We start from the raw sequence: 13,463 nt of genomic DNA on the forward strand, positions 1-13,463 counted from the left end.
TCCAAAAGTTCATTAGTAGTTAAAGTAATCTTTTAAATGCGTAGCGATTTGCTTATCTGTATTGTCAGTAGCGATTACCTTACCAAACTTATTTACAACAATGTAAGGTTGGTCAAGAAACCATCCTTCACGATAAATAGTGCCGCCTTCCGGATCGCCTAACTCATACACGTTACCGAAATGCTTCATGGCTTCTGTTCGTGTTGTGATTTTGATGCCTTTTTCAATAGCTTTACTAATCAGGTATTCCAATTTTGACGAAGTAAAGGCAGTTTGCCACGTATGTTCATAAGTGAAGCCCATAAGGTTGTTTGCAACAATATCATCTAAGATAGAATCAATTTCAGTTTGAGGTCTTAGAGACAACTCGCCTATGGACGGAATTCTCATTTTCGGAATAAAAAAGTTATCGTCACTTGGATAACGTAGCGCATCCCCATTTCGCGCAGATGCTAGACGTTTTGAAATATAATCCCTTGAATAAGGACAACTTGAGTTATGAGGGTATGCAAACCCTTTTACCTCTAACCCCATTCCCACTAATTCATCAATGCTGTCATCAACTTCAATTTTCAATTGATTATCAGACAGTCTCAAACAAGCATGATTTGTATAGGAATACTGCAAAGGATCAGATAATACAAACACTTCGTTTCCTTCAGTGTCAGTTGTTTTCCCTGTGATTGTAACAATTTCCTCCCTAAGACCTGCATATGACGATGCATCGGTGTGAAATAGGAAACCTTCAAAAGGGTAGATGTAGTCAAAACCGGATATTCTATCCACTCTTAATTGTGTGTCTCCTACATCTTGACTAGTAACTACAAAAGAAACACCGAAATCCAAATGGTTGAATCCATGGCTTATAATTTCCCATCCAGCATCTTGCATTTCAATGAGTTGTGCGGTGGTTAAACCTTCAGAGGTATTTAACCTCCAATTATTAACGCACACTTCAGCAGGGACTCCATATTGTTCATGAATAGGGAAAGCCTTCGTATAGTCTTCTGGAGGAGAGTCATCATAAGAAATTACTAACATAGGTTTTGGTTTATAACTTAAATTGCTTACGTTATTTGCTAATGCTGTTTGTCTTATGAAATTATGGTTTTCTTCAATATCAATAGTTTCGACTGCTTTTAAACGATCATCAAGGTCTTTTTGTGACATAATATATGTCGCATCAAACCAGCCACCAATAGAATTTATTTTTTCGTCCATTTCGGCTACACTTGGTTCGTTTCCCAATCCGAATGATTCAGTTAGGTCGATCACCATTACCTCGCGCACTTCCGTTGTCTTCCCGTCAGCGGACGATGCACTACTGTGGATGTGTCGTAAATCAAGTCTTACAGTACCGTCTGATGGGCATTGTATAACTCCTGATAAATCATATTCTGTATTAACTTCTGGATAATCCTTAACCGTCACACTTGGCGACGTCGAACCAACCAATCTAAAACTAAAAGCCACTCCTGATACCGTTATCGCTTTTAGTTTTGCTCTGATATATATTTTATTACCTGACTTCATTTCCGAAATATCTTGTCTTATATGTGGGTCGCTCCCCACGCCTGTACCAGTCATAGATATAGTACTGTTAGCCACACTAATTGTAGAAACTCCACCACTCCAATTTGTCGTACCCTCTGTAAAGTCACCGTTGTCAACAAGGTTTTTATAGTAAACATTCGCCCTTTTAATGATAGATAACTCATCTTTAACATTTCTTATATTGCTACCTAAAGTTGCTTGCCCGTCACGAGCATCCACGACCTCTTGATCTTTATTGGGGTCTAGGTCAGCCGACTGTATTACATCTTCCATTCTAACATTCAAGTTATCTACTTCTGTTTGTTGAGCTTTTTCTGCCAACTGTACNAGCCACACTAATTGTAGAAACTCCACCACTCCAATTTGTCGTACCCTCTGTAAAGTCACCGTTGTCAACAAGGTTTTTATAGTAAACATTCGCCCTTTTAATGATAGATAACTCATCTTTAACATTTCTTATATTGCTACCTAAAGTTGCTTGCCCGTCACGAGCATCCACGACCTCTTGATCTTTATTGGGGTCTAGGTCAGCCGACTGTATTACATCTTCCATTCTAACATTCAAGTTATCTACTTCTGTTTGTTGAGCTTTTTCTGCCAACTGTACATCAACAGATTCCAATTTATCACGTAATAAAGGGTAACCTAAGCGAGCATCTACAACCTCACTTGGTTGCTCCACACCTGCAATTAAATCATCGACACGTTGAGTCTGAGTTGCCACTTCTGTCTCAATATCCGTTTTGAATTGTTCGATTTGGGACACTTGAATAACGATATTTTCTTCAATACTACCTGGCAAATCTCCATCTAATGTGGCATTAATCGTAACAAGAATATAACCATCTGAAGGATAAGTTTTCTTCTTGCCATCATCGTATTCCACATGGAATTCAGCGTGGAAATGACCATTTAACAAAGTATCCGTTTCTGATAGTTGATAGCTTAACTTCCCGTTCTCTGGATCTGTTATTTCTGCTGAAGCATTAACCACTGGTTCCGAAGAACCTCTTTTCGCCATAACAAACTTTGCTGTTGCTCCTGTTAAATCAACTGGCTGCTTCCCGACAGATGTAGCAGTATAAACAATAATATCTTTGGTATCTGTTTGCTTTAATTTTACAGACATTGGAGAACCTCCTTATAGAAATTGATAGTGAAAGTCGAAAGAAATTTCAAAAGGGTCACTTGTGCCAGTTAGTAAAAATTCATTCCAACCTGGCTCCAATGTAATTGCCTTAAAATTTGTATCAGGCACAATACTTAATTCGTTTTTGCTTGCAAGTATTCCGTTTAATTCGATAACATCACCTACATTAGAAGAACCTGTATAAGTCCATTCTTCATTCGTGGTCAGGTTTTTTATCTTCAAATTAGTGGATGCGCCTTGAAACTTAATAACTAATTTCATCTGCCTAGGGTTAATTAGTTCATCACCAGCGTTATAAATAGAAAAAGAGCTTGTCGAATGGATATAATCATCTACCGACAGCCCTTGGCCATAATCATAATTAAATATATACGCTTCAAGAGTGCTTCCTAACGACTGACTAAAGGCGCTAGGACTGCTTAGTGTAAAGGTAAACTCTCCAGTCAATGCGATTTGTGGAATATTAAAAGCAGAATCCACTTTTACTAACCACTTTCGACCTGGCTCTTGGTCACGAATAAGATAAAACGGCTTGCGAGAAAAGAATATCTGAAACACCTTATTCCGCTTAATCGGATATTCCAGATAATCTTTAGCTTTAATAGTGATTTTCCCCTCCATTTGCCGACCTTCGTACTGCGTACCCATATCAATATATCCGTGCGCACCTGGTACTGTGTCTCTTGTGTGGACAGGGGAAGGAGATGAGATGCGAAGATAGTTGACGATCATATCATTTTCTGACAGATCATACTCCACATCTTCATAAATCACTTTAAAATTGTGGATACTTCTCATGTTTTCATCCCCTTCATAAAGAGATTAGTGTCTATTTCTTGCTGTTGTATAATATCAATGATTGGAATAACAGCTCTTGCAATCTCGTAGCCGTCCACGCTTATAGGGATTACCACGTTTCCTTTTTGGGCATTAAAGCTTCCTGTCCCATTAGATGGTTCAGGTTTCATTTCACCTACAACATTGTTCATCAAAGCTCTAGCATCTGGAAGCATCTTCTCAGCGCCTTCTAGGAACCCATCAATCATATTGGATCCCCACTCTACAATGTGCCTACCTTCTCCTTCTTCAGCTGGAGAATTAAACCCTAGAAACCCTTTCACATTACTCATTACATTGGAAGCAACTTCACGAACTTTACCGATCATGGCCGTTATTCCATCAATGAATCCTGAAATCATATTTTTTCCCCAACGAATTGCATCAGTTTTTAATCCAGAGAACCAATTAGAAATATTTCTTTTAATGGTACCGAATGCTCCGGACAACAAACTCCAGGCACCGCTAAGGATGGCCTTTATTGCATTCCACAATCCTGACCAAATTTGTTTTAGTCCTTCGCCTAACTTTCTCCAGTCTCCTGTAAATAATCCTGTGAACACTTTTACAGCACCCATAATGATATTCAATGCGCCATCAAACACACCTTTTACAACATTCCAAGCAGTCTGTATTACTGAAATTACTACTGGCATCACTGCCTTTATGATACCTAAGATTAAATTAAATACGTTCTGAACTGCCGTCATAATTTGGGCTCCATTGTCTTGCCAGAACTTTAGTAATACTGCTAACTTTTCCTGCACAAAGGAAACAACGGCCGATAGTGCAGCAGTGATTGTACTAACAATTTGTTCACCATATTGAGCCCACAATGTAGTAACGAAGGTTACGAAATCAGAAAAGAAACCTTTCACAAGCTCAAAGAAATTTAAGAAATAATCTCTTAATCCACCGAGTTGTTCAGAGTTACTAGATACCCACGTTTGAACATAGGAGATTAATTGTTGAATCCAACCAATTAAAACAGAGAATCCAGCTTGTACAGGAGGTAAAATTTCAGTTGTGAAAAATTGAATGGCCGCACTTGCTCTGTCAAATGCTTCTTCAATAAAGGTTTGTATTTGAGGCATGTTCTCTGTGACCCAATCCAAAACAGTTTGGAACATTGGCATGAGTTGAATACCTAATGTAGTTGCTAGGTTCGATAGAGTATTCTTAGCTTGGTTCCAACCCTCTTTAAATCTTGCAGCCTTCTGGAGATCTTCTTCCGATATGACATTTGCATTCTCTTTCATTTTCGCTAATTCTTCAGCTGTCATGTTTAAAATAGGTGCTAATTCTTCCCCAGTTGTGGAAAGCAAGGCAGAGGCTATTGCATTACGTTCCGTTGCGTTCTCCATACCTTGAAGGGCTGTAATGGTTTCTTGGAATATTTGCTCTTGTGACTTTAACTTTCCACTGGAATCTGTAACGGCTACACCAAGTTTACCGAATAATTCAGCACCCTCTCCGACTCCATTAGCAGCATCCATAGCTTTTTCACCAAGTGCTGCAATATCTCCACTTGCCTGTTCCATGCTATATCCTACAGTTTTCATTACACCGTCCCAACGTTGAAATGCATCTGTTGAGTGTCCCGTTACCTGGCTAAACTTGTCTATTTCAGCAGCGACATTCATAGCTCGTCCAGTGAAAGTAGCTAACACACCACCTGCAGCAGTAGCAGCTCCTGCAACCGCAACTCCCCACTTGCCAACCGTTTTAATTCCTTCCACAAATTTACTGCCAACACCATCGGCTTTTTTCTCTGTTTTGGATAAACTTTCATCCGCTTTATCTGTGTCCACAAGAATGGATCCAAACAGTTTAAATATTTCCATTGATCTCACCTTCTTTCTTAAAGGCGTTTAGAATCCCTTTCACATCTTCAAGAATTTCTTTTTCAGATTTATCACTTTCTGAGGATATTGTAGGACTGTAAAATTCATCAAAAGGCATATAATTTTCTTTTGTCATATGCTGATAGCGCGCCAGATAAAGTTGCCACGCTTTTTCTTCGCGTTTCTTTTCAAGGGATTTCACTAGTAGTTTTCTTACATTTTTAAGAGGAAGTTTTAATACATAATCAAACGAATAATGGCTATGGAGCAGATGGAGGGTTTCTTCATACCCACCTACTTCATAGCCTCTTTGAAAAAAGCAACTAATTCACTGTCAGCGAAAACATTTTTAAAAGTTTCGATTGTTTTTGTTAGTGGTTGTTTTTTTACTTCTTCCATTGTATTTTCTTGAGCGATTGCAACTATCTCTAACATTTCTGTTTTTATTTTCTTAGAGTTTTTCACTACATATAGCATTAAAGAAACGCCAGACTTTACTCGCAACTCATCTACATTGTCATCTTTACTAGCTTGTTTAAAATTTTTTTGAATGTAATTTTGCAAATCTAATTTTTCATAAATCTCAGCTGCATGCGGTAGCATATCTAACGCTTTTTCTGTTTGGATCATTATTGAACAACCTCCCGGATAATAAAAAAAGGGGCATTAAGCCCCTAATTTTGGATAATAGATTTTGAATGGTACTTCTTCTAATGTTTCAGCATCAAAATGTGCTTCATATTCTAATGCTAATACTGCTTCATTTTTGTGTTGAGGTTGTAAAGTAAGTCCGTTCTTATTTAAAGCATTGTAAATTTGAATAATAACCGGTTCTTCTGATCCAGATAACTTACCTACATAAGTAATATTGTCTTTGTAATCAATTGATTCAATGGTAGGTTTAGCCGTAATCACATCATAATCAACATCAGTAGTGTCAATGTCGCTTGCAGCTAAAGCGTCTGCCAGTGTTTCTTTTGATATTTCTACAAGATTTACAGTCATTTTAACTTCCCAACCGTCAATCACTTGTAAATTCTTCGGCTTTCCTTTAGGACCATCTATTTCAATATTTCTAATCTCTGGAATCGCACTAAATTGTCCGCCACCTCTAGTTGCTCCTAATAATTTCCCAGATGTTACAGCCGTTGCAAACGTATCTGTTTCAACATCAAAATCTTTAAAATAAGCCCCGGCATCTAACAATAATTTCTCAGCTGTTTTATTTGTAAATCCACTAAACATTTGAAGACCTCCTATCAAAATATCTTAATTGAAAAATTAATTTTCGTTGGTTGATGTTGGTGTCGGTATTGATTGGTGGCAATCTATTTTCACGATAGATAGTAAACTGAATGTTTTCATCTAAATATCGCGCTTTGTCTAAACCTCTCCAGAATTTATCACTGATTTCTTCTATACTTGTAGTGTCTAAATTGTTGTCATAAATATCTACATCAAGATTAAACACTTCTATATCTTCATCTACAAAGCTTGTGGGGAGGTCATAAACGACATGCGGGTAAATAATGATATCTGGTACTTTCTGATAGTAAACTTTAGGGTAGTGTAAGGTGAGAAGGGGTTTTAAAGCATTCCTTAGTTCAATCATTCTGGACCATCCCCACTTTTATGCTCATTCTCGTCAATTAATCCTAATGCGCGATTTTCATCTTCAATGGCCGATAAATACTGAGCTTGAATTCTTCTGATTTCGTTTATGTTTTCATATACAGTGGTACGTAATAAGCCTCTTTTAGGAGAGCCATGTTCACCTAGTTCACCGCGCGATCCATACCAGGTGTCATGTTTAAACCCTATTTGCAAATCTCCTTCTCTTCTACGTAACCAATACTGTGAACTGCTATATAACCTGTTTGTATTTCCATAATCAAAAAAACCAGGCAAATGTCTCAGCTTCTCAATTAATCTTTTTCTGATTAATTTTGCAGTATCTCTGAGAGCAGCTCTGGTTAGCTCTTTTATGGTGTATTTAGCTCTGTCCACATTAGATGTGAATTTCACGCCATTTTTATCTATTTTTGTAACACTTTTAGGTAGAGGCATTATTCATCAGTCCCTCACACACTAATTCCACAGATTCAAAATCAGCGAAATCCTTTTGTGTTTTTGTGAAATAGTGACGAATTACTCTGTATCTAACATTCTCAAATTCAACTAATCTTTGACCTTCATACTCGTACTTATTTAGTACAAATGTTAGTTCAGGTTTCAATCCATGAGTAGCTGCAGCATAATGTTCAGACCTTGTTATCGCCTGAACATCACATAGGACAGTTACAGAGGTTTCCTCCACAATTGGATCACCCATGCTATTTTCAGCAGGAGATAAAGAAATTAGGATTAATTCATGGTCAAACACTATTAGCACCTCCACCGCTGATCAGCAGGTTGTGGAAGCGCCATTGAAAGTGTCTAGGTAAACCATTAGGGCTATCTCTGTTTTGGTATCTCCATGTGGATAGGTCCACGATAAACATCAATTGATTCGCTTTTTCTTCAGATAAAGTGAGGCCATGAACATCTTTCATCTCGGCAATCACACCACTAATTATGGCTAGAATGTACTCATCTCTAATTGTAGAGTTGCTAATACCTAGCCTAGCTTTCACAAGAGATAAAGCAGCTACAGTGTTCATTTATCTTCAACTTCTTCGATTAGCACTTCTTTACGCTTGTTGTCCTTGCTTGACAGCTCTTCAATCCGTTCCTTTTTAGCACGTCCGGACCGGGGGAATTTATCCCCCACCCGGTAAACGTGATTCTCATCTTGAAGATCTGTAAAGGCTTTGACTACGCGATATTTCGCCATGCTTTATCACCCTTTCAGATTAGAATTATTAAGCTCCAGCTGCCGCCTTTGTGATAACTACAAAGTATTCATTGTAGATAGGTTTACCATCATAACGAGCAGTACCTTTAAATACAGTCTCATCTTGGATAAATCGTACATCAGTAGATACAGCTAATTGAACACCTTTACGCTCGCCTAGTAAGTATTTCTTAAAGTCTCCTAGAACGATAGTGTCAGCCGGTGCATATTGACTAAATACAACTCTAGTCCCGTCAGGAAGACGTGGAGATTGAGCAGTTTGTACAACAAGACGTCCATCAGAAGTTGATAAAAATGTTTGTGGAGCAAGTTCAGCATAATATGTGCTACGCTTCATTACTGCAATCACTTCACCTACCGGTACTCCATCATCACCGTCATCAATGATGGACATTTTCCCAACGATATCAGCAAGAGTGAAATCAGATTCCACATTTTGAGCAGTGATACCATTTAAAGCAGTGATAACTCCTTGTGGTTGTTTAGAAGCAGCACCAGCACCTACAAGGATTGCTTTATCAATAGCTTTTGCAATCGCCATTGATAAACGGCCCTCAATAAAGTTTGCTAGATTAATCATGCTATCTTCCAGGACTGCATTACACACTGGAATGAATCCGCCCACTTTAAATCCATCTAATTCAGTTTGGCTGAATGAAGTAGCTAGTTCTTGAACAGGATCACACATCTCAGTCCAAATTGCCTCCGGGATAGCTCCATCCATGATAATACGAGCAGTGCCATTTAATTGTTGTACTGTCACTTCGCGGTAAAGAGCAGAGTAATCACCTAAGCGAGATTGGATCATATCAATTACAACTTCAGGGATTATTAAGTTTGTATCAGAAAGAGCACGCTTATTAAGAGCAGCTTCTGACACCTTAGAATAGAATTCACGTACCTCTGGACGGTTTAATCTTTCTAGCATTTGGCTACGAGTTTCAAACTTGTTAACTTTCATTCGTGTTTCCCCCTCCTGGACTCTGTTTGGTTGTTGTGAATCTGGTGATGCAGAACGTTGTCCTTCATCATTTTTAGGTTCCTTGGAATTCAATCCCTCAAGCTCACCTTCAAGTTTGGAGATTTCCTCTTCCAATTCTTTTTTCTTACCGTCATGCGCTTCCTTATCAGTGTCAAACTTGTTAATTTCCTCTTCTACGGTGGCAACTTCCTCGTCTGTACTAGCTTCTTCCAAGGCTGCTTCCAGGTCAGCAGAACGTTTAACAAGCTCCTCACCCTTTTGGTTTAATTCCTCAAGTAATGATTTACGCTGTTCAATTTTCTTCGCCAGCATTAGTTGTTTTAGTGCCATGCTTCAATCGCTCCCTCAATTGATTTTTTTTAGCTTCTCTCATACGCTTAATGTCCCTCTCGTAATCTGCTTTTCTAGCTTGTACAGAGGTGTCAGCGTATGCAGGGAATGTGACAACAGAAATCTCATGAAGGTCTACTTTCTTCAACCGCCATTTAATTGATCCGTCATCCCTAAACTCTGTTTCTTCTTCTAAGATTCTGAAACCAAAACTACACTGATCAACATCTCCACGCTTCAAACGAGCATAGGCATTAACCGCATCAGAATCATCTTCATTGACTTTGACTTTTCCCCACAGACCTTTGCCATCCACACGAAGCTCAAGTGTGCCTGACTTAGTTCTACCTAAAACAAGGTTAGTATCATGGTTAATAAGTGCTCTTACATCATTAGTGACACTTTCATTAAAAGCGCCTGGATCAATTTCTTCGAATGCCCCCGGCCACAGTTCTGTCTCAGAGTTAAAAACAGCAAAGTAACCTTCAATCACTTTCTCATCAGACTCAAATCGGGTAGTGAGTTCACTTGGAAGGCTACGGATTTGTACTTCCTTTTCTCTATTCATCATCCTCACCTCCTTGCAAGAGCTTCTTTTGATTGCCTAACATATCGGCAGGAACATAGTTCTCTAATGCCAACAACTCACTCATTCGTGAATCAGGGCTTAGACCTACCCAGTCCCTCCACTCATTCCTATCCATTGCCATACGGTCCACAAGCTCTTTTCCGGCACTTACAAGCTCAGTTAAGTCGTAAGAATATAAACTCCTTGCATTGAATTTGAAATACAAATCTGGAGCATACAGAAGCTTTCTGGTTAGTTCCTGCTCAATTCCTTTTGCTATTGGTAGGATAGTCGAACTAACGAAATGGTTATATTCATCTTTTTTGAATTCTCCAACCCCAACAAAAAAAGCAGGGATTCCAAAGATTCCTGCCACCGTCTTTTTATCCAGTTCTACTGCTTCGTTTATGGCTAAGTCTTTAAGAGATAGTGGTGTTACTTGTTCTACTTCTAAAAGTTCAGCCGGTATAATCCAGGGTTGTCCTGCCTTAGATCTTTTTAAGTACATATCATAGACAGCTTCCCTACCTGTTTCACTGGATAACTCAGCAGTGTGAGCATCTACTTTAACAATAAGAGAAGGCATGTACTTGCCACTCATAAATTCTTTCTTGGTGGCAGTAGCTTGCTTTAAGTTGTGGACGATATCTTTCAATACAACTTTATATCCTTCCCCCATGTATGGTTTATCCGGGTTAGGATTTACCACAAAATGAAGAATTTCATCATAGTTGTACGCTCTGCCCCCATACACAACTTCATATGCATTATCAGTATCACGAAATTTAACCTTTGATGCTGCAAAGGGAATCAGCTCATCAATCAACCCATCTTTAAATCTCGGAAAGACGACACTATTACCATCACCTTCTAACATCAGATTCCTAATAATGTTATAAACCCACGTCTTACGGGTCATAAGGCTATATGGATTAATGTCCATTTTCTTTGAAAGTTCATTTCGAACCCTTACATCTCCACTATCTGTATTCCTCATTAAGTGAATAGTCATAGATGAAATGAGATCAGCAATCTTGTGGACGGCTATTTTTACTTCTGGATTATCACTTAGCTTTGTATAACCAGGAACACATAAAGTGTCATAAGCATCAGTGGTTAAAAAGAACCCTAATGAAGAGTCAGTTGACTCGGTACTTCTAACCTGTTTTTTATTCTGACGTTTCTTTTTACTCAATTACCATCACCTCCCCCAAGCCACTTAGCAGCTGCAGTAGATTTCTCCATGTTTTCGAGTTTTCGCACAGCACCAAAAACCGCAGCATCGAATAAATCAATCCGTTGCTCCGGCATCACCTTTTCATATTGGATCATGTCATCTGTTTTCTCGATGGCCCTTACATTTTGCACACAGTATTCAAAGGCATCAGATCCAAGATAATAAAAGTTCCCATCCTTGGCTTTCTTCTCAATTAAACGGAAACCTTGTGATTTCTTGTGGAAGTATTGAGGCTGATCCACAATACTAAAACCATTTCGCTTCATACCTAAGAAAAATTCTTGAGCAAACTTCCTATCAAATCCTACCTGTTTAATTCTAAAACCTTTTTTCTTCATCATGACAAACCATTTAATAACATCATCATAGTTTACAGTTGGCGTATTACACATAGTCAACCAGCCATCATCTTGCCAGCCAAACAAAGGTATGTTGTCCTCCTCGGCTTTTTGGTGTGCTGTGACGATGGGGAAGAAGGCGTGGGTGATGACTATGTCCACATTGCCATATGAACCATACAAAGCAGCCGCGGTTAAATCGTGCATCTTAGATAAATCCGCACCGCCATACCAATCAATTCTTAATTTAGCCAGGTCATCTAAAGTCCAACTATATTTCTTGTCAGAGTTTTTAAATTCATCAATATTGAAATAAGCTTTCAAAGCAGATGTATATATATTCAAAGACTTTGCTAAAAAATCTTTTCTTTGTTGTGGATCGTTCTGAGCCTGCATGGCATCATTCATCATATCTGATGGACGAATAGAAACACCGTAGGCTGGATTTGCTTTTTCATGTTCGATTGGATTGGTGTAGTCCACATTACCATGCTCATCTTCATCAGCTTTTGCTATGAATACATAGTAAGCTTCATCTTTAACTGTCCCGTCTAATATCTTTTTACAATATTGTAGACGTTGATAACAGAAACTTGTCATGTTATCCCCAGCAGTGGTAATTCCAATCATCAATTTATTGGTATAAGCTTTCATAGCTTCTTTAATGATGTTATATTGCTTGGCCGTTTTATAAGCGTGGAGCTCATCGGCAATACCAATGTTACAGTTTAATGAGTCTTGCTTATCTGGGTTAGCAGCAAGCGCCTGAATGTATATGGATCCATCACCTAAGTCACCTGCAATGGAGTGTTCTTGGTTATTATCGATAACTCTAAAATTATCTCTTTCACCCATTTGGCCTAAATTGAAATTTATAAAATTAAAACTTTCTAGTGACTGTTTCAGTGCGGCAGCAACAATATAAACTTTACTACCACTTCGTCTATTTAAAAGACCAAGCGCCCATGCTAAAGCTGCAGCAAAGGATGTCTTAATATTTTTACGTGGAATATAAATAAACGCTTCTTTAAAGCGCCTAATTGTTGTGTTTTTATGGAAAAATCCTAGTAGATTGTAAACTTGAAACTTATGAAATGGTTCAAGTAAGAAAGGCGTACCCCTTAATGGTGTACCATCTTGCGTTTCACCTTGAGCATGGACAAATGTTTTTTCAATTATTCCGATAACAAACTCAGCATCTTTAGGATTGAAATCATATTCAGGATTCTTCAAGTCATTCAAGAAGCGTTGACAACCTTGTATTTGTTCCTTATTAGCAAGTTTTCTGCCTTCCACAATGCTCTTTGTGTACTCCATAACCAAATCGTAGTTGGCGAATTTTTGACTCATGAGTTACCCAACACCAGCTGCAACTTGGATTTAGGCTTGGCCGGCTCTTCTTTCCTTTTCGGAACACCAGGTTTCTTAATCGCGTTGAACGCTTTAGGGTTAATACAAAGAATATTGGAGTACGTTGCTAGGTCTTTCCTCAGAGCTTCCATTGCAGAATAGATAGGAGTCTTCCTATCATTGGTTGCCCCGGCTTTATTCGTGTATTCCTCTGTGATCTGATAGCCAGATTCCTCAAACGCTTTTTCAAATGCCTGGTACTGGGCTAACATCCCAACATAAATGTCGATAATCTGATCATAATCATCTTTGTACACGCCCAAATGAGCCATCTGCTTCACCGTTTGATTCCTCAGCTGAGTTTTCGTTTTCAATTTTGCCATGATGTTTCCACCCCCTTCCAGATTTGAAAAAGTCGC

Annotated in this window: 17 protein-coding genes; all 17 read right to left on the bottom strand. The window is 38.6% G+C overall.

Annotated elements, in window-relative coordinates:
- Window positions 1–12 precede the first annotated feature (12 nt).
- Complete coding sequence (locus FZC76_RS06810; RefSeq protein WP_455771343.1) at window positions 13–1,827, bottom strand: polysaccharide deacetylase family protein; 1,815 nt, start codon at window positions 1,825–1,827, stop codon at window positions 13–15.
- 13 nt (window positions 1,828–1,840) lie between these two features.
- Entirely contained in the window at window positions 1,841–2,683 is an 843-nt protein-coding gene (locus FZC76_RS06815) for a BppU family phage baseplate upper protein (RefSeq protein ID WP_148987520.1), read from the bottom strand.
- Between the two features lie 12 nt (window positions 2,684–2,695).
- Window positions 2,696–3,502, bottom strand: coding sequence for a phage tail family protein (locus FZC76_RS06820; protein ID WP_148987521.1), 807 nt, complete (start codon window positions 3,500–3,502; stop codon window positions 2,696–2,698).
- On the bottom strand, window positions 3,499–5,385 hold the full coding sequence (locus tag FZC76_RS06825) for a phage tail protein (protein ID WP_148987522.1): 1,887 nt from the start codon (window positions 5,383–5,385) through the stop codon (window positions 3,499–3,501). Before FZC76_RS06825 ends, FZC76_RS06820 begins: the two co-directional genes overlap by 4 nt.
- The gene (locus tag FZC76_RS06830; protein WP_148987523.1) at window positions 5,372–5,587 is read right to left on the bottom strand and encodes a hypothetical protein; all 216 of its coding nucleotides are present in this window, start codon (window positions 5,585–5,587) and stop codon (window positions 5,372–5,374) included. Before FZC76_RS06830 ends, FZC76_RS06825 begins: the two co-directional genes overlap by 14 nt.
- Before the next feature lie 92 nt (window positions 5,588–5,679).
- Window positions 5,680–6,015, bottom strand: a complete 336-nt coding sequence (locus FZC76_RS06835) for a hypothetical protein (protein ID WP_148987524.1) — start codon at window positions 6,013–6,015, stop codon at window positions 5,680–5,682.
- Between the two features lie 36 nt (window positions 6,016–6,051).
- The gene (locus FZC76_RS06840; RefSeq protein WP_222928505.1) at window positions 6,052–6,630 is read right to left on the bottom strand and encodes a myosin/kinesin family protein; all 579 of its coding nucleotides are present in this window, start codon (window positions 6,628–6,630) and stop codon (window positions 6,052–6,054) included.
- Window positions 6,623–6,997 carry a hypothetical protein gene (locus FZC76_RS06845; protein WP_148987525.1) on the bottom strand — a complete coding sequence of 125 codons (375 nt, stop codon included), beginning with the start codon at window positions 6,995–6,997 and terminating at the stop codon, window positions 6,623–6,625. The genes FZC76_RS06840 and FZC76_RS06845 overlap by 8 nt, the downstream gene beginning before the upstream one ends.
- On the bottom strand, window positions 6,994–7,452 hold the full coding sequence (locus FZC76_RS06850) for a hypothetical protein (RefSeq protein ID WP_148987526.1): 459 nt from the start codon (window positions 7,450–7,452) through the stop codon (window positions 6,994–6,996). Before FZC76_RS06850 ends, FZC76_RS06845 begins: the two co-directional genes overlap by 4 nt.
- Complete coding sequence (locus FZC76_RS06855) at window positions 7,439–7,768, bottom strand: phage head-tail adapter protein (protein ID WP_222928506.1); 330 nt, start codon at window positions 7,766–7,768, stop codon at window positions 7,439–7,441. Before FZC76_RS06855 ends, FZC76_RS06850 begins: the two co-directional genes overlap by 14 nt.
- The gene (locus FZC76_RS06860; protein ID WP_148987527.1) at window positions 7,761–8,045 is read right to left on the bottom strand and encodes a hypothetical protein; all 285 of its coding nucleotides are present in this window, start codon (window positions 8,043–8,045) and stop codon (window positions 7,761–7,763) included. The genes FZC76_RS06855 and FZC76_RS06860 overlap by 8 nt, the downstream gene beginning before the upstream one ends.
- Complete coding sequence (locus FZC76_RS22920) at window positions 8,042–8,218, bottom strand: hypothetical protein (RefSeq protein WP_187441981.1); 177 nt, start codon at window positions 8,216–8,218, stop codon at window positions 8,042–8,044. The genes FZC76_RS06860 and FZC76_RS22920 overlap by 4 nt, the downstream gene beginning before the upstream one ends.
- A 28-nt stretch (window positions 8,219–8,246) precedes the next feature.
- Window positions 8,247–9,551, bottom strand: coding sequence for a phage major capsid protein (locus FZC76_RS06865; RefSeq protein WP_148987528.1), 1,305 nt, complete (start codon window positions 9,549–9,551; stop codon window positions 8,247–8,249).
- Window positions 9,514–10,122, bottom strand: coding sequence for an HK97 family phage prohead protease (locus FZC76_RS06870; protein WP_148987529.1), 609 nt, complete (start codon window positions 10,120–10,122; stop codon window positions 9,514–9,516). Before FZC76_RS06870 ends, FZC76_RS06865 begins: the two co-directional genes overlap by 38 nt.
- Window positions 10,112–11,314, bottom strand: a complete 1,203-nt coding sequence (locus tag FZC76_RS06875; RefSeq protein WP_148987530.1) for a phage portal protein — start codon at window positions 11,312–11,314, stop codon at window positions 10,112–10,114. The genes FZC76_RS06870 and FZC76_RS06875 overlap by 11 nt, the downstream gene beginning before the upstream one ends.
- Window positions 11,311–13,044, bottom strand: coding sequence for a terminase large subunit (locus tag FZC76_RS06880; RefSeq protein ID WP_148987531.1), 1,734 nt, complete (start codon window positions 13,042–13,044; stop codon window positions 11,311–11,313). The genes FZC76_RS06875 and FZC76_RS06880 overlap by 4 nt, the downstream gene beginning before the upstream one ends.
- Window positions 13,041–13,427, bottom strand: coding sequence for a P27 family phage terminase small subunit (locus FZC76_RS06885; RefSeq protein ID WP_148987532.1), 387 nt, complete (start codon window positions 13,425–13,427; stop codon window positions 13,041–13,043). The genes FZC76_RS06880 and FZC76_RS06885 overlap by 4 nt, the downstream gene beginning before the upstream one ends.
- Window positions 13,428–13,463 lie beyond the last annotated feature (36 nt).

The sequence above is a fragment of the Sutcliffiella horikoshii genome (assembly GCF_008180725.1).
Classification (GTDB): domain Bacteria; phylum Bacillota; class Bacilli; order Bacillales; family Bacillaceae_I; genus Sutcliffiella_A; species Sutcliffiella_A horikoshii_B.